The organism is Nocardia sp. JCM 38205 (genome assembly GCF_058222935.1).
The window spans coordinates 105,390-121,120 of the sequence record NZ_JBYHFL010000008.1 but is presented as its reverse complement, the minus strand read 5'-3'; the positions used below and the strand labels follow the sequence as shown (position 1 = coordinate 121,120).

The following is a 15,731-nucleotide window of genomic DNA, read 5'->3' as shown; positions in this document are numbered from 1 at the left end:
GCCCGGCCGCAGCTCAGTCGCCGGTGTCGTAACCGAGTCGCACGTCGTGCGACACCTCACCGCCGGACGCCTTCACCTGCCCGGAGACCGCCGGATATCCGCGCGCGACGATCGTGTACCGGCCGACCGGAAGATCCGGCACCACGTACCGTCCGTGCTCATCGGTGCGGGTGGTGGCGGTCAGTTCGCCGGTGGCGTCGAGCACCGTGATCTGGGCGTCGGCAACGGTGCGGCCGTCCTCGGTTGCGGCCGTGCCGACCAGCACCGCCATCGGCGTCAGCTCGATATCGTGGCGCAGCACACCGGTGTCGGGCACCGCGAGGGTGCTGGCGTCCGGGCGCATATGGTCGGCTACTGCCACCAGCGTGTAGGAGCCAGCGACCACGCCTTCGCACACATAGCCGCCGTCCGCGCCGGTCACCGCCGCGGCTACCACCTCGCCCCGCTGATCGGTCAATGTCACGGTCGCACCGGTCAGCGGATCTCCGCTGCCGGCCGAACGCACCACACCGGACAGCCGCCCGGACCCGAGCAGCGTCAGATCGAGTCGCTGCGGCTGTGGTCCGACGGTCACATTGACCGCGGTGGGCTGATGCCCGCTCGCCGACGCGATCAGCACATAGCTGCCCGCGTCCGCGGTCGGGAAGGCGAATGCGCCATGCGCATCACCGGTGGCGCGCGCGGCCTGACGGCCCTTCGGATCGATCAGGGTGAGCGCCGCGTCGGGGACCGGCTGCCCGTCCTCGCGATGGACCCGACCGGCGATCGCGACGTGCTCGCCAAAGTCGCCGCGGGGCGCGAACGCGGCGGTCACGCTGGCCTCGGGCGCGCCGTGACCGTTGGACTCCGCGTGCCTGGCCGCGGCGGCCAGCACCGGCTCGGGCTCCGACAGCGCCTGCGCGGCTCCTTCCCACACCTGATCCTCGTCCCAGGACGAAGCGGCTGCCTTGTCGGTCGACGCCGCATCCGCTGCGGTCGCCGGTATCGGTGCGTCCTGGAGCGGGATCTCCTTCATGAACATCAGCACCACACACGCCAGCAACGCCACCGCGGCCGCGGCATAGAACACGCCCTGCATGGAGTCGGTGAAGCCGGTCAGGATCGGCGCCCGCACCTCCGGCGGCAGCGTGGCGATCACACTTGTGTTGCTTTGCAGGTCGCCGAGGGCGGCGGCGTCGAAGCCGGGCGGCAGCGTGCCGCCGAACGCGTCGGTGATCTTGCGCGGCAGCAGATTGAACAGGATGGTCAGGAAGATCGCGACGCCGAGGGTGCCGCCCATCTGCCGGAAGAACGTCGCCGATGCCGTCGACACACCCATATCCGACCGCGGGCCCGCGTTCTGCGCGGCGATGATCAGCGTCTGCATGCAGGCGCCGAGCCCGAGCCCGATGACGCCGCCGTAGACCAGCGGCTGCCACAGTGCGCTGTCGTAATGCACCTGCGCGTACAGCACGGCGCCCACCGCGATGATGAAGGTGCCCGCCACCGGCAGGATCTTGTAGCGGCCGGTGCGTTTGGTGATCTGCCCGGCCACACCGGAACCGATCATGATGCCGAGCACCAGTGGCAGCATCAGCAGCCCCGCTTTGGTGGGCGAATACCCGCGCACCACCTGGAAGTACTGCGGCACCATGGTGATCGCGCCGAACATCGCCACACCGACGATGAATCCGCCCGCGATGGTGACGCTGAACGTCGAGTTCTTGAACAACCGCAGCGGGATCAGCGCCGCGTCCTTCATCAGGAACTCGATCAGCACGAACAGCAGCAGCCCGGCCGCGCCGATGCCGTAGCAGGTCAGTGCCTTGTGCGAATCCCAGCCCCAATGCCTGCCCTGTTCGGCCACGATCAGCAGCGGCACCACACAGATCGCCAGGGCTATCGCGCCGAGCCAGTCGATGCGGTGGTTCTGCCGTTGATGCGGAACATTGAGCACCTTCGCCACCACGATCATCGCCAGCACCCCGACCGGCACGTTCACCAGGAACACCCAGCGCCACCCCTCGATACCGCCGAGGATGTCGTAATCGGAGAAGAAGCCGCCGAGCACCGGGCCGAGCACCGTCGCGCCACCGAAGACGATCATGAAATAGCCCTGGTAGCGCACCCGTTCGCGGGCAGGCACGATGTCGCCGATGATGGTGAACGCCAGCGACATCAGCCCGCCCGCGCCGAGACCCTGGAACGCGCGGAACGCGGCGAGCTGATACATCGAGGTGGCGAAGGTGCAGGCCACCGAACCGATGACGAACAGCCCGATCGCGATGAGATAGAACGGTTTGCGACCGTAGATGTCGGCGAGCTTGCCGTACAGCGGTGTGGTGATGGTCGCGGTGATCAGATAGGCGGTGGTGGCCCACGCCTGTTCGTCGAAGCCGTGCAAGCTGTTGGCGATCTTGACGATCGCGACGCTCACGATGTTCTGGTCCAGCGCGGCCAGGAACATGCCGAGCAACAGGCCGGAGAGAATCGTCAGCACCTGCCGATGTGACAGGGTGGTGCTCTCGCCGGTCTCCGGGGGCCCCGCGTCCGCCCGGGTGGTCGATGTGGTCATGTGAGCCCTGATTCTGGTCTGGTAGCCGTGGCTGGGGAGCGCGCGCTGCGGCGCGGCCGTCGACCGGATGGGCGGCGCGTGATCAGGCTGTGCGCCCCAGCAGAATTGTTTAGCAACAGCAACTAGTTGCGTCGGCCAACTATACAGTTGCCGGATGTGTCGGCCGTCACCGGGTTCGCGCGGGCTTGTGCGCACCGTCGATGGGAATCAATGGTTTCGCCGACAACGGTGCATCGACTATGAATGTGGGGTGCCACAGCCACGTGTGATCGTCTGCCCGCCTTCCGATCCGTGCCGCAGGGAGTCGATGTGACCATCGAGCACCCCATCGCGCAGCCCGTCGAGGACGAGGTCTCACAGCTGGCGCAGCGGGTCGAGAAAGCCCGCGGCCGGCTGGCCTACCAGTTCGATCCGGCGCTCACCGACGCCCTGTCGGAAGAAGAACTGCGCGCCGAACGCGAACTCGCCGAGCGCATTCGCGTCCAGGACCGGGCACAACGCTGGAAACAGGCCCAGGCGGCGGCCGCCGCCGCCGACCGTGCCAGGCAGACCACCGAAGAAATCGAGAAGGCCGACATTCGAGATCTCTTGTTAGCCCGCAAGGCAATCGCCAACCAGCAGCGCGAATCCAGTCCGCACGCCAAACTGGCCTCGCTCTACCGTCACCGCTCGTGGTCGCTGCGCGCACTGGCCGGTGTGGTGGCGGCGGGCATGTTGTGGTCGGCGGTCAATGTGCAGCACAACATCGCCCCCGGCGGGCCCGGCGACCCGCTGTACTGGTTCAGCTATCTGATCGAGGCGATGATCAGCGTCTGCCTCATCATCATCATGATCGGCACCAACAAGGTCGCCGAATGGGGTGTGGTCGACAACCGCCAGAAGGTCGCCGCCGCCGAAATCGCCCTGCTGGCCCTGACTGTCAGCCTGAACACCTACCCGTATGTGCGTGACGCGCAGTGGTACGAGGCTGCCGTGCACGCCGTGGCTCCGGTGATGATCGGCGTCGCGTTGCTCATCCACGACGCCGTCAGCGCCCGGTACGGTCTTGCCATCGCGCGGGCGACCGAGCAGGTCAGGGAATTGCCGGATCCGGCCGAGCAGATCCGCAATCGGCTGCCCGACATCAACAGTTTCCGGTTGAGCGCGCCCGATTACGCGTTGCAGCAACCCGCGTCGATGGATCCCGAACCCGCGGTGCGGGAGGAGGTTCCGGCCGAGGCGGCGGAGCCGGAGATCGAGGGTGAGGCCGCCGAGGCCGAGACCGAGGTGCTCGAGCAGGAGCCTGCCGCAGAGCCCGCGCCGAAGGCGGCTTTCCGTAGCTCGGGCAAGCCGGCGACGCCGAAGATCCCGGTGTCGTTCGACGACGATGTGTTCCTCGGTTCTGCCGAGAAGGCGCCGGCCTCGGCGACGCGTGCCGGCACCAATGGTGTCGCGGCCGAGAGCAAGGCTGCTGCCGGCGCGTCCGATGGTGCGCGAACGGCCGAGCAGCGTTCGGTGAAGACGAGCGAGCCGGTGAACGGCGCTGCCGCCACGTCGAGCGCGAAGGTGGGCGCCTCGTCGAACGGTGCTGCCCAGCCGGTGTCGAAGCCCGCCGCGAAGACTCCGGCGCCGGAGCCGCGCTCGACATCGACGGCATTCCGCTCGGCCGCGGCGCCGAAGCCGGCCGAGCCCACGGTGAGCATCGACCGGCCCGAACCGGCCCCGGCGTTCAGCGCCGTCGCCTCCTCGGACAGCCCGAAGATCGGCGCGCTGCGTGGGCGCAAAGCCAAGAGCAAGGCGTCCGAGGCCGAACCCGCGCTGCACGAGGTCGTGCAGGCCACCAGCATCTACGACACCGGCCAGTTCCGCATCGCCGAAGAGCTGGAACGCGAACTCGCCGAGATGCAGGCCGCACGTCGTCGCGCCAGGACCAGCAAGCAGCGCTGACCGCCTGCCCTCGGCGTCAGGGTCGCAGGGCGAAGCTTGCCGATCGTCGCGCGCTCGGCCAGGGCGGCCACTCCGCTGGCCCGTCGCCAGTTCGTGGACGGACGGCGCCCCCGGTGGATAGACGCCGGCCTCGCGCAGCGCGTCGCGTTCGCGCATGAGCGCGCCGACGATCTCGCGTGCGTGCTCATGAGCATGCGGATGTGCAGCCCGATCAGGTGGATCTGGTGGCGGAAGTCGCACGGGACGCGAAGTTTGTCCCGCACTTTTCGATGACAGGCGAAAAGAACGCGGCTACGCTGTCATTATTCGATAGGTGTCGAAGAGACGGAGCTGCGGTGCCGCTGGGGCGTTGGAAGTCCGCCGACCACCCCGCGATCGAGGAGGTCGCGATCGATGATGTGCTGCACGCACTGGCCGACCCGACCCGTCGCCGGATCGTGCGCGCCCTGCTCGCCGACGGCGACAGACCGTGCGGCACCTTCGATCTCGACGTCGCCGCCTCCACCCTCAGCCACCACTTCAAGGCCCTGCGCAAAGCCGGCATCATCCGTCAGTTCGACATCGGCCGTCAGCGCATGAACACGCTGCGGCTGGACGAACTCGGCACCCGGTTCCCGGGTCTGGTCGACTCGATCCTGTCGATGTCCGAACCCGACCGCTGAGCTGCCTCAGGAGTCCATCATGCCGACGATCATGTTCGCCCGGATCGCCGCCGTCCCGGTCAGCGCCTGGCTCATCGCCCAGTTGACCTTCGATACCGCCTATCGCACCGACAATATCTTCGCCGCACCGGATTTCGTCTTCTCGCTGGTGCTGCTGATCGCGGCCTTCCTGCCCGCTCGGATCGCGCTGCCCGCGTTGACCGCGGGATTCTTCTTCGGTTCCGGCGTCATCACCGTCGCCGCGCTCGACCGATTCCACCGTGCGCAATTCGGCGCCGGGATCCTCGACCTCGTCATCGCCGCGATCTACCTGACGTGCGCCGCATTCCTCGTGGCGCGCACAATTCGTCGGATCGAGCCCGCAGGCTAGGGGACCGGTGTGTGGACCAGGATCTCCAGCCGGACGAAGGTCTGGTCGTAGGTGCCGTCCGGGGCGCGCAATTCGTCGACGGCGTCGGCGAGTTCCTCGGCCAGGTGCGCGTGTGCGGCCGCGGGAGCCTGCCGGGTGAGTGAGACCGCCGCGGTGGTGCGCAGCACGGCGGCCAGCCCGTCGCGGGTGAACGGGCGACGCTGCGGCACCGCGCGCACGCCGTCGTCGGGGATGACGAATCCGGCCGCGGCGAGCAGTTCGGCCACGGGCGCCGGCTCCGGGAACGGTTCGGGCGGGCGCAGGTCATGGGCGCGGGCGACGCGCTCGAGCAGGCCGATCACCCCTGGCGCGTTTCCCGCCGCGGCAGACTCGGAGTGATACCAGCCATCGGGACGCAGCACCCGGTGCACCGCGGCGAAGACCCGCGGGTAGGCCGAGATCGGCAGCCAGTGCAACATCGCGCGGCTCACCACGAGATCGACCGTCCCCGGCGGGATCAGGCCGTCGAAATCCGTGGCCGAAGCGGTGAGGAACTCCAGGTTGGCGCCGGCCCGACGCCGAGCGGAGGCGAGCATGGACGGGTCCTGATCGATTCCGATGACCAGTCCGTCGGGAACCGATGCGCTGATCTTCGCGGTGAATTCCCCGGTACCGCACCCGAGATCGACCACCGTGTCCCACGCCCGAGGCGGATGGCGGGCCAGAAACCAGTCGTCGACCGCGCGATGATGCTCGGCGGCTGCCGAGTACTCCTCGCCACGCCACCCCGCACCCGCCGAACCGCCGAGGTTCATATCTTCGATGCTAATCCCGCGCCGCATCCTCGAGCTCATCCGGAGAGTAGAACCGGCGCCCGCCCGGACCGCCGGAAACCGACCACACTTCGGTGATGAACTCGCCGGTGGCGCGGAGGATGTCGGTGCCGCTCACGTCGATCACAGATCCGTCGGCAGCGGTGAAGCGCGCGCCGTAGGGGCTGGCTACCAGGCCGGTGCCGGATTCGTCCATGTCGATGACGAAACTGCCCTGCGGCGCGAAGCGGAGATCCGGGCGCTGGTGCCGTAGCCGGGCGATCTGGGCGGTGAAGGCCGGCCGATCGCGAATGGAGTCGTAGTCGGCGGCGCCCGGCTGGGCGTACCGCAGGATGAATTCCGGCGCCATGATCTCCTCGACCAGCTGGAGTTCGCCATTCCACATGTCGGTCCACTTATCGAACAGTTGGACAGCGGCTGAGCTCATCGACGGATCCTCTCATTGATACGGTCGCAACGGGAGGAACGTATAGTCTCACTGAGACGGTGTCAATCGGTGTGTGGAGGGCGACATGGCGGATCTCGGAGCGCAGGACCACATCGTGCTGGGCTTGATCGCCCGCCACGGCCCGCTCACCCCCTATGACCTGAAGGCCCGCATCGAGGAGAGCGTCGACTACTTCTGGCCGATTCCGCACGCCCAGCTCTATCGGATCCCGGTGCGTTTGGCCGAACAGGGTCTGCTGCGTGAGGAAGCCGAAGAAGGAGGGCGCAGGCGGCGGGTCTTCCACCTGACCGGCAAGGGCCGCGAGCGCCTACGCGAGTGGCTCGCCGATCCCGCGACCCCGCCCGCCGAAACCAGGGACCCGGCTCAGATCAAACTCTTCTTCGTCGACCTCGGCGATCCGGACGATGTCGTCGGCTTGGCCCGCCACCAGTCCGCGGAGCATCGCCGCTGGCTCGATCACTACCGCAAGCTCTACGACGCCATCGATCACACCGGAGGCGATGTGCGCGCCGTCGCGCGAGCCCGGATCCTCCAGCTCGGTATCGGGCATGAGCAGGCGTACGTGGATTTCTGGGAGGAGCTGGCCGCCGATTCCGAAGGGCCGGCGACTCGGAACAGCAAGTAGCGCAGGGTATTCGCGCGGACGTGGGGCGCTCAGATGTCTGAGCGCCCCACGTCGGATGCGTAGTCGGAGGTTGGCGACCGCCGTCCACAGGAGCATCTGCTCGGATCAGCCTTGCGGGGTGCGCACGGTGAACGCCGCGGTGCGGACCGTGTCGCCGTGCTCGAAGTCGAGGAACAGCCGGTAGGTGCCGGGGCCAGGGACCGCGGTGAGGAACGAGATGTCCGGGCCGGGGGTGGTGACGCCGTCCCCCGGTTCACCGTTCGGGTGGACGTGGACGTAGGCCAGATCGCCGGCCCGGATGATCACGAGGTGACCGAATGCGGCGAGGTAGGGCTGCAGATCGGTGACCGGGGCACCGTCCTTGCGCACGGTGAGGGTGAGCAGGCTGCCCGCGCCGGTGGTGAGATCGCCCGCGAGCTCGACCTCGTAGCCGTCCACCTGGTACTTCCGGGCCGCCTCCGGAACCGGCCGAGGCGCGTACTCGCCGGCCACCGCCAGATCCGCGCCCAGCGTGATGGTCTTTCCGAGCGCCTGTGGCGAAATGTCGGTGAACACCCGATATGCGCCCGCGTCCGGCAGGTTCAACCGCACCGACCAGGTGCCGTCCGCCGACAGTTCCGGATGCACATGCCAGAACCCGGTCAGCTCGCGCGGCACGACGATCAGATGCAGTTGCTTGTCATGGATCGGGGTGTAGTCGGTGACCGGCCGGCCGTCCGGGCCGATGATCCGGAACCGGAAATCGACCTCGCCCGGCTGGATGATCGTGTCGGCGAGTTCGAGGGTGTAGCCGTCCTGGGTGATCAGGAGACCGCCAGGGAATTCTGATGCGCCGTGAGCTGAGTGGTCTGCATGGCCGGCGTGGGCCGCGTGATCACCATGATCGGCGTGCCCGGTGTGGGCCGTCAGTGCGGCGGCGTCGTGGCCCGCATGGTCGGCGTGAGCCGTGGCATGACCATCCGGTCCGGGATGGGTGGTGTGTGCCGAATGGTTGGTGTGGGCAGTGGTGCTCATGATCGTCGTCCTTACCGCTCGTCGTCTGTGGCTTGTTCGTCCGTTGCCACAAACCTATACCCCCTAGGGGTATCTAGCAACGCGTGGTTCGGTGATCCCGATCACACCGAGCGGACCGGCGAAAAATTTCGGCCGGGATGTCGATTCGCGTGCCCCCGGCTCCGACGTTCCGGGTGAGGATGGACCCGGACCGGTCCGTCACCGCACCAGACCGAGGAGCATCGATGAAGTACGTGATCCTGATTCATTCGAATCCGCAGCCGTGGGGGCATCCCACCGGCGATTTCCTGCCCGAGTTCCAGGCCTTGCCCGAGCAGGAGCGGGAGCGGATCAACGCCGATTTCGAGCGGCTGCTCACCGAGATGCAGGACAGGGGCGAACTGATCGGCGGTGAGGCGCTCGGGACGCCGGAGTCCGCTCGGCTGTACCGCTGGGACGACGGCAAGCCCCTGCCGACCGACGGGCCGTATTCGGAATCGAAGGAGCATCTGGCCGGCTTCTTCCTGATCGACGTCGACAGCCACGAACGCGCCGAGCAGCTCGCCGCTCAGTTCGCGGGTCCCGGCGAAACGGTCGAGCTGCGTCCAACCATGTGGCCGGGTGGCGACGACCAGTGAGCACGGAGGCGGTGGGGCAGGTGTGGCGTCGCGAGGCGCCGCACGTGCTCACCGCCCTGCTGCGCAGGCACGGCGATCTCGGCGATTGCGAAGACGCCGCACAGGAGGCCGCCGAGGCCGCGGCCGTGCAGTGGGCGCGCGACGGGGTGCCGGACAACCCGCGCGGCTGGTTGATCCGGGTGGCGTCGCGAAGGCTGATCGACCGTCAGCGAGCCGATCTCGCGCGCATCGAACGCGAGGAATCGGTCGCCCACGCACGCCGCGCCGATGACGACCTCGCGCCTGCGGCCGACGCCGACCCACCGGCCACCGGCGATGACACCCTGCGCCTGTTCCTGCTCTGCTGCCACCCGAGCCTGAGCCGCCCCTCCCAGGTCGCGTTGACGCTGCATGCCGTCGCCGGCCTGACCACCGCCGAGATCGCCGCCGCCTACCTGGTGCCCGAGCGCACGATGGCGCAACGCCTCTCCCGTGCACGAACCGGATTACGCGCCGCGCAAGCCACTTTCGACTTGCCCGCGGCAACCGAGCTTCCGGCTCGGATCGCGGCCGTACTCGACGTCTGCCACCTCATGTTCACCGAGGGCCACACCCGAACCGGCGGCACCGCACTGCTGGATCCGGGCCTGGCGGGCGAAGCCATCCGCCTCACCCGCCAACTGCACCGCGTGGTGCCCGACCACGACGAGGTAGCCGGCGCCCTCGCCCTCATGCTGCTCACCCACGCCCGCGCGGCTACCCGCAGCGATCACGGCGATCTCGTCCCGCTCGCCGAACAAGACCGCACCCGTTGGGATTCCGAGCTGATCGCCGAAGGCGTCCGCATCCTGGAAACGATCCTGCCCCGCGGCCACGTCGGCCGCTACCAGCTCCAGGCCGCGATCGCCGCGGTCCATGCCGAAGCGCCCACCTGGGAGTCCACCGATTGGCCCCAGATCTGCGTCCTCTACACCATGCTGGACCGCATCGCCCCCAGCCCGGCCGTCACCCTCAACCGCGCCGTCGCCGTGGCCATGGCCTTCGGCCCGGAACAGGGGCTCGCCCTGATCGATCCGCTACTGGACGACCGGGCCATGCGCCGCCACCACCGCACCCACGCGGTCCGCGCTCACCTGCTGGAAATGACCGGCGACCGCGCCGCGGCCCTGGCGAGCTACGCGGAGGCCGCGCGCCTCAGCACCAGCCTTCCGGAACAGCGTTACCTCAATGCTCGAATGCGTTCTGTGGCTGAGGATCGGCGGTTTCTGTCGGAGGGGGGTGATCTAATCGCGGGATCGGAAGGAGCCGAGTGTGCCGGACTCGACGGGGGCTGAACGGACTGCCGCGCCATCGCGCGCGGTCAGCGGTTGGACGACGGCGCTGGTGTGCGTGGCGATCGTGGCCGGCGGGGTGATCGTCGGTGGGCTGCTGCACGAACCGCAGACCGAGTTGACGACGGCGCCGCCGACCACGACCAGCGTCGCACCGCAGCCGACCGAGCAGCACACCTATGTGACGCCGCCGGTGACGTATCCGACGCAGATTCCCGGCTGTGCGGTGGTCGAGCCACCCGGCGAGGGTGGGCTGTTCGGCTGGGCCGCGGTGAACGAGTTCGGTTACGACAACCCGGCGTATCCGTGGTTCTCCGGGCCCAAAGCCGTCGCGATGTCGGCCGCGTTGCAGCAGTCGCTGCCGGAGGAGATCGATCTCGGCTTCGTCCCGGTCGGCGAGTCCCTGTTCTTCCAGCCGATTCTCGGCGATCCCGACGCATCTCCCGAGGCAGCGAAGTTCGGCGGGTTCACCCACGCCCAGTCCACGATCCTGCGCGGCGACCGCACGGGATCGTTATCGGTGACGGTGCGCGGATCCGGTGATCCGGTTCCGCCGTGCGTCGCGGGTCAACTCGACGAACGGCGTGTTCTCGATGACGGCACGACGATCGACCTCGACGACACATGGTCGGAGACCGATGGCGTGCGCACGCTCTCCCGTACCGTGACGGCGTATGTCCCGGATGGCAGCAGGGTCACCGCCACCGCGACCGATGCCCCGAACGGCGGTGAACCCACCGGGTCGGTCCCGATGACCATGGACGAGTTGATCGCTGTGGCCACCACACCCGGTGTGCGTGTCTCCGCGCCGGTCCCGGCAGGGACGCCGGATCCGCCCGAAACGTGTTCGACGTCAGAGGTCCAGACGCCGGTGGTCGACGAAGCAACGGCCCGTCGGTGGGGTGCGGTGCTGGCCGGGGTCCGGCTCGATGGGCTGGTTCTCGATCGCCCGCTGGGGGATCTGCGGCCCGGCGGGTACGGGTCGGGCGGGGTGTGCCAGGAGGTCCGAGTGAGCGCGGACGGGCAGCAGTCGCGGCTGAGCGTCGTCATCACCATCGGGCAGGGCGAGCCCACCGTGCCACAGCGGCCGTCGGAGTCGGGCGATCGCGTCGTCACGCAGAGGGAGCTGCCCGATGGGACGGTCGTGGAGAGTGTGGAATCGACGACCGCGGTCGCCCGGTCGGGCGTGCCGGCCACCGAGCTGCTTCGCGGCGTGATCGTCACCCACAAGTCCGGCAACCGGATTCAGGTCACCTCGAGAGCGGAGGCCCCCGCGCAACCTTTGTCCACGGCGCAACTCGAAGCCATCGCGCTGGCTCCCGGCCTGGAGGTCTCGTAATGGCGTGGGCGCCTGGCGTGCGCAACTTGGTGCTCGCGGCCGTCGCGGCTGTTCTCACCAGCGCAGGCGCGGTTGCGGTACTGATGCAGCCGGAGGACGGCACCCGCAAGATCACCGGTACGAACGACGCGGCGCCTGGCCTGGCATGGTCGGTCGACGCCGCTGCCATCTACGGGCAGGCGTTCGCGGAATTCCGCGATCCGGCCGGTGGCACCGAATTCGATTTGGGCGGCGCGGGTTTCGTCGACGCCGGTGATACCGTCGCGACGGTGATCGGCGTTGCCGGCGATTCGGGATTGCGTGATCCGATCCTGTACGGCTTCGACGCCGAGACGGGGGAGAAGCGCTGGGAGGCGCCTGCGGCCGGCCTCGGCGGTTGTGCCGACGTGCCCGTCGACGGGTCGCTGGTCTGCTACACCGGATTTTCCGCCGACGATGCCGCGCTCATCGGTATCGACACCGCCGACGGAACCGTCACCCGCACTCCGGTCGATTGGCAGATCTTCGCGATGGCCGCCGTGGACGACCGACTGTACATCGCCGAGGGCGACGTCGAATCCGATGACGTGCGCGTGCATTCGGGCACCATGGCCGACCCGGACGCCTATTGGACGCGTCAGTTCGCCATGGGGACGTCGTGGGAAGACCTCCCGTGGGATGCGCTCGATGTGACCCACGGCCAGGGCCTGTTCACCCTCGGCATCGATATCGCGGCCTTCGATCTGCGCACCGGCGAAACCACCTGGACCGCACAGCTCGGATGTTCCCGCACCATACCGACATTCGATGCTCTGGTCGTGCGCGTCAACACCGAATGCGATGGTTACCGGGTCACCGGAATCGATCTGCTGGACCGCGCCGGCCGCGTCCTTGCCAGCACCAGCACTCCCGGCGCACACGACCTGAACCCCGATCGTCCTGCCGACGACTCGATCCCCGTCCTGCTGGGCGATGCCGCTTACGACCGTCGCGACGGTGCCCTCCGCTGGACCAGCCCCGATCTGCTCTACACCCCACCCCTGGACGACGCCGCCGATGGCCGAAATCCCCACATCGCCATCTTCGACCCGGGCGCCGCGACCGCAATCCTCGGCCACACTGCCATCCTCCGCGATCCAACGACCACAACCACAACCGGCCTCGATCTCCGCACCGGACAACGCCTTTGGCGCACCGCCGATGACCGTTACGGGACGGTCCAGGCGTGGGACGGCACCGTCGCAGTCCTCACCGACTCAACCGGCCTCTGGGCAATCGACCCGCGCACCGGCGAAACCGTTTGGGAAGTACCATTTCTCGCCATCAACAGCGACGGCGACGCCCTCGTCGGCAGCGGCGAACTCATCGCCCGCGGCGCGGGCCGGTACCTCTTCGCCACACCGCGCACGATGCTCGGGCTGCGCCCACTCGATTAGCGGGCGCCGGTCTGATGGCGACGGATGCCAACGCGGGCGTCGGTGCCTTTCACATGAGTCTTTCCGCTGCTCGGGCAGGACACGGCTGGCAGTAGAGACTCGCATTCCTGCTGCTGAGGTGTTCGATGACGGTCATGACACAGCTCTCATCGGGTTCGACGAAGTCGACCATCCTCGTCTCGACACTGCTCGGCTTCATCTGCGGGGTAGCGGTGCTGGCGGTCGCCGCGGTGTGGTGGCAGCTGGGACCGAGCTCGGTCAGCTGCTATTACGCGAGCTACGACCCGGACACCGAACGGACCTTCGGTGAGACGGCGGCGAAGATGTGGCCGACTCGCTGGTTCTGGATCGGGATGATCGGGGCGCCGACGCTTGCCGGGGGCGGTATTCATCAGGCTCACATCGCGAGATGCGTGAAGTTCACGCCCTCGGCGCGCAGCGTCATCAATGCCGCGCGCAGCCCCGCCGCCGTGCCCGACGCGGGGTGGTTGAGGTGGGCGAGGATGATGGCCCCGTCGGGTGCGTGACGGATGTGGGTGGCGACGGTGTCGGGGGAGGCGGTCGCGCCGTAGTCGGCGTTGACGGCGAAGCCGGCGAGGCGGACGCCGAGGAGGCCGGCGATCTCGACCGCGACATCGTCGTAGTGGGCGGTGCCGGCGCGGAACCAGGTGCTCGTCGCGCCGAGTGTGTCGCGCAGGTAGCGGCGGTTGGTCTCGATCTCGTTCACCACGTCCGCGGGATCGGTGGTGCCCGGGATGCCGTAGGCGGCAGTGCCGTTCACGGACAACGGCATATGGCTGGTGCCGTGATTTTCCAGCCGGAACAGTGGATCGGCGGCTAGATCGGCGGCGACAGCCGGGTTCGCGGTGAGCCACCGGTGGTTGAGGAACAGTGTTGCCGCGATACCGAATTCGCGCAGGGTGTCGAGCAGCCGATGATCGACCGCCGAGCCGGATGGCCCGCCGCAGCCGTCGAAGGTCAGTGCAAGGGTGCGGCGCCCGGGCACGGTCGCGACGTGGGTGTGAATGCCGTGGAGATGGGTGCCCCATTGCTGCGGAGCGCGCCCGGCGAATCGGTGCGGATCGAACGCATGAGCCGTGCCGGCGTCGCTGAGCGGCTGCGCTTCCGCTCGCGCCACGCCGGCTGCGATCGGTGCCAGTGCACCCAATGCGAGAAACCGGCGACGCTCGAATGTGAACCCCGCCGCGCCAGCCGAAAACCGCCGCTGAACCCGCACCATTCCTCCCTGTGATGTCGACTGACTTCCGATACTCGTCCTCGGGTCGGCCCGCCGTGCACGACCACTCCCGGCAGATAGTCAACTCCGCGCCGACCAACCGAGGGCACTCCGGGCAGCGCGAGATTACCGTGCGCCACGGGCACATCGGAGCAGGACAGGCAGCCGCATCGCGGCGACCATCCCAGGATTGGTGATCTCGTCACTGCCGAGCATCCGACGGAGGCGCGCGGCCTCCGCGAGCGCGGATCACCGAGCGCGTTCAGCGAACACCTCGCTCGCAAGCGAGTCGGCGGACTCGATGATGGCTTCGAGATTCGCGCGCAACTCGCGATGTCCGTCGGCGCCGAGGAGCCTCGCCAAGGCTTCCTCGACGGCGGGCACGGTGGATTGGGCGATGGCGATCACCTGTTTGCCCCGGTCGGTGGGGACGACGAGTTTCGCGCGGCGGTCGCTGGGATCGGGCTCTCGGGTGACGTAGGCGTGGGCTTCGAGGTGGGCGACGAGTTCGGCCATCGCCTGTTTGGTCATCTGCGCTCGCTCGGCCAAGGCGCTGACCGTGGTGCCGGTGTCGTCGAGGTGCTGGAACACCACGCCATGTGCGGCGCGGATCGCCTCGTGGCCCGCCGCCGCGAGGCGGGCCAGGGCCAGATCGTTGAGCACGGTGAACGCATCGCGTAACAGCACCGCGGTATTCGAGGGCCGCGGACTGCCGTCCGTGATGGGCCGAGTCGTTGACATCGACAGGCCTCCTGTCTATCGTTGACGATATGGACATGCTACCTGTCGATCGCTCGAACGTTGAATGCTGGCAGCTCGGAACCGACCGGATCGCGGTGCTGGCGACCTGCGCCCAGACCCGGGGAGATCTCTTCGCTGTGGAGATCACGATGCCGCCCGGTGGTGGCCCGCCCGTCATGCACCGTCACGAACCCAGTGAGGTCTATTACGTCCTCGCTGGTGAGTTCACCTTCTACATCGGTGAGCCGGACGGCGTCGTCCGGCGGCGGGCCGGAATGGGGGAGGTCGTTCCGCTCGCGGGCGGGACGCCGCACACGATTCGCAACGAGACATCCTCCGACGCAGTTGCTTTCGCTGTACACACGCCCGGAGGCGTCATGGAGCGGTTCACCCGGGCCGCCGCCGCACTCGCGGCCGGCTCGGAGCAACCGGATCTCGACCAGGTCCTCGCCCTGGCCCATGAACACGGCATCGAGATGCTGGGTCCGGTGCCTGCGGAGTGCGTGTAGGCAGCATCCGCTGTGTCACCGGGTCGTGCGGGCAACGGATCGACGGCCACCGCGGCGGCGATCGCCGGATTCGCGGTCAGCCACCGAGAGGCTGGGGCAGTGTTGCGGGTACCCCGAATTCGCGCAGCGTGTCGAGGGTGGTCGACCGCCGA

Annotated in this window: 15 protein-coding genes; 9 read left to right on the top strand and 6 right to left on the bottom strand. The window is 68.3% G+C overall.

Annotation, left to right across the window (positions count from 1 at the left end):
* Window positions 1-13 precede the first annotated feature (13 nt).
* Window positions 14-2,554: an MFS transporter gene (locus AC4HOU_RS25660; RefSeq protein ID WP_490725468.1), complete on the bottom strand. Its 2,541-nt coding sequence runs from the start codon at window positions 2,552-2,554 to the stop codon at window positions 14-16.
* Between the two features lie 309 nt (window positions 2,555-2,863).
* Between AC4HOU_RS25660 and AC4HOU_RS25655 the strand changes: the two genes are divergently transcribed.
* From AC4HOU_RS25655 to AC4HOU_RS25645, 3 genes are all read left to right on the top strand, one after another.
* A complete protein-coding gene (locus tag AC4HOU_RS25655) occupies window positions 2,864-4,480 on the top strand; it encodes a hypothetical protein (protein ID WP_195021586.1) in 1,617 nt (538 codons plus the stop codon).
* 200 nt (window positions 4,481-4,680) lie between these two features.
* The gene (locus AC4HOU_RS25650) at window positions 4,681-5,142 is read left to right on the top strand and encodes an ArsR/SmtB family transcription factor (RefSeq protein WP_490725467.1); all 462 of its coding nucleotides are present in this window, start codon (window positions 4,681-4,683) and stop codon (window positions 5,140-5,142) included.
* A gap of 19 nt (window positions 5,143-5,161) precedes the next feature.
* A complete protein-coding gene (locus tag AC4HOU_RS25645) occupies window positions 5,162-5,512 on the top strand; it encodes a hypothetical protein (protein ID WP_194990714.1) in 351 nt (116 codons plus the stop codon).
* Here the strand turns inward: AC4HOU_RS25645 and AC4HOU_RS25640 are convergent.
* Window positions 5,509-6,306 carry a class I SAM-dependent methyltransferase gene (locus AC4HOU_RS25640; protein WP_490725466.1) on the bottom strand — a complete coding sequence of 266 codons (798 nt, stop codon included), beginning with the start codon at window positions 6,304-6,306 and terminating at the stop codon, window positions 5,509-5,511. The genes AC4HOU_RS25645 and AC4HOU_RS25640 overlap by 4 nt on opposite strands.
* 10 nt (window positions 6,307-6,316) lie before the next feature.
* Complete coding sequence (locus AC4HOU_RS25635; RefSeq protein ID WP_490725465.1) at window positions 6,317-6,751, bottom strand: hypothetical protein; 435 nt, start codon at window positions 6,749-6,751, stop codon at window positions 6,317-6,319.
* A gap of 85 nt (window positions 6,752-6,836) precedes the next feature.
* Here AC4HOU_RS25635 and AC4HOU_RS25630 point away from each other — a divergent pair, with 85 nt between their 5' ends.
* A complete protein-coding gene (locus tag AC4HOU_RS25630) occupies window positions 6,837-7,397 on the top strand; it encodes a PadR family transcriptional regulator (RefSeq protein ID WP_490725464.1) in 561 nt (186 codons plus the stop codon).
* Window positions 7,398-7,502: 105 nt separating this feature from the next.
* Here the strand turns inward: AC4HOU_RS25630 and AC4HOU_RS25625 are convergent, their stop codons facing one another.
* A complete protein-coding gene (locus AC4HOU_RS25625; RefSeq protein WP_490725463.1) occupies window positions 7,503-8,411 on the bottom strand; it encodes a DUF8832 domain-containing protein in 909 nt (302 codons plus the stop codon).
* Between the two features lie 224 nt (window positions 8,412-8,635).
* Here AC4HOU_RS25625 and AC4HOU_RS25620 point away from each other — a divergent pair, with 224 nt between their 5' ends.
* From AC4HOU_RS25620 to AC4HOU_RS25605, 4 genes are read left to right on the top strand one after another with little or no spacing between them, the layout of a single operon-like run.
* A complete protein-coding gene (locus AC4HOU_RS25620) occupies window positions 8,636-9,028 on the top strand; it encodes a YciI family protein (protein ID WP_490725462.1) in 393 nt (130 codons plus the stop codon).
* A complete protein-coding gene (locus AC4HOU_RS25615) occupies window positions 9,025-10,341 on the top strand; it encodes an RNA polymerase sigma factor (protein WP_490725461.1) in 1,317 nt (438 codons plus the stop codon). Before AC4HOU_RS25620 ends, AC4HOU_RS25615 begins: the two co-directional genes overlap by 4 nt.
* On the top strand, window positions 10,319-11,677 hold the full coding sequence (locus AC4HOU_RS25610) for a hypothetical protein (protein WP_195021594.1): 1,359 nt from the start codon (window positions 10,319-10,321) through the stop codon (window positions 11,675-11,677). Before AC4HOU_RS25615 ends, AC4HOU_RS25610 begins: the two co-directional genes overlap by 23 nt.
* On the top strand, window positions 11,677-13,092 hold the full coding sequence (locus AC4HOU_RS25605) for an outer membrane protein assembly factor BamB family protein (RefSeq protein ID WP_490725460.1): 1,416 nt from the start codon (window positions 11,677-11,679) through the stop codon (window positions 13,090-13,092). Before AC4HOU_RS25610 ends, AC4HOU_RS25605 begins: the two co-directional genes overlap by 1 nt.
* Before the next feature lie 397 nt (window positions 13,093-13,489).
* Here AC4HOU_RS25605 and AC4HOU_RS25600 read toward each other — a convergent pair whose 3' ends face one another.
* The gene (locus AC4HOU_RS25600; RefSeq protein ID WP_280499214.1) at window positions 13,490-14,230 is read right to left on the bottom strand and encodes a polysaccharide deacetylase family protein; all 741 of its coding nucleotides are present in this window, start codon (window positions 14,228-14,230) and stop codon (window positions 13,490-13,492) included.
* 348 nt (window positions 14,231-14,578) lie between these two features.
* Entirely contained in the window at window positions 14,579-15,070 is a 492-nt protein-coding gene (locus AC4HOU_RS25595; protein ID WP_194990724.1) for a MarR family winged helix-turn-helix transcriptional regulator, read from the bottom strand.
* Between the two features lie 29 nt (window positions 15,071-15,099).
* Between AC4HOU_RS25595 and AC4HOU_RS25590 the strand changes: the two genes are divergently transcribed.
* Window positions 15,100-15,579 carry a cupin domain-containing protein gene (locus AC4HOU_RS25590; protein WP_490725459.1) on the top strand — a complete coding sequence of 160 codons (480 nt, stop codon included), beginning with the start codon at window positions 15,100-15,102 and terminating at the stop codon, window positions 15,577-15,579.
* Window positions 15,580-15,731: the final 152 nt, after the last annotated feature.

What these genes read in the sequence shown, in the direction of transcription:
- AC4HOU_RS25635 (WP_490725465.1), bottom strand. Translation starts at nt 6,751, where the DNA reads ATGAGCTCAGCCGCTGTCCAACTGTTCGATAAGTGGACCGACATGTGG.
- AC4HOU_RS25605 (WP_490725460.1), top strand. Translation starts at nt 11,677, where the DNA reads ATGGCGTGGGCGCCTGGCGTGCGCAACTTGGTGCTCGCGGCCGTCGCG.
- AC4HOU_RS25640 (WP_490725466.1), bottom strand. Translation starts at nt 6,306, where the DNA reads ATGAACCTCGGCGGTTCGGCGGGTGCGGGGTGGCGTGGCGAGGAGTAC.
- AC4HOU_RS25630 (WP_490725464.1), top strand. Translation starts at nt 6,837, where the DNA reads ATGGCGGATCTCGGAGCGCAGGACCACATCGTGCTGGGCTTGATCGCC.
- AC4HOU_RS25625 (WP_490725463.1), bottom strand. Translation starts at nt 8,411, where the DNA reads ATGAGCACCACTGCCCACACCAACCATTCGGCACACACCACCCATCCC.
- AC4HOU_RS25620 (WP_490725462.1), top strand. Translation starts at nt 8,636, where the DNA reads ATGAAGTACGTGATCCTGATTCATTCGAATCCGCAGCCGTGGGGGCAT.
- AC4HOU_RS25590 (WP_490725459.1), top strand. Translation starts at nt 15,100, where the DNA reads ATGGACATGCTACCTGTCGATCGCTCGAACGTTGAATGCTGGCAGCTC.
- AC4HOU_RS25595 (WP_194990724.1), bottom strand. Translation starts at nt 15,070, where the DNA reads ATGTCAACGACTCGGCCCATCACGGACGGCAGTCCGCGGCCCTCGAAT.
- AC4HOU_RS25645 (WP_194990714.1), top strand. Translation starts at nt 5,162, where the DNA reads ATGCCGACGATCATGTTCGCCCGGATCGCCGCCGTCCCGGTCAGCGCC.
- AC4HOU_RS25660 (WP_490725468.1), bottom strand. Translation starts at nt 2,554, where the DNA reads ATGACCACATCGACCACCCGGGCGGACGCGGGGCCCCCGGAGACCGGC.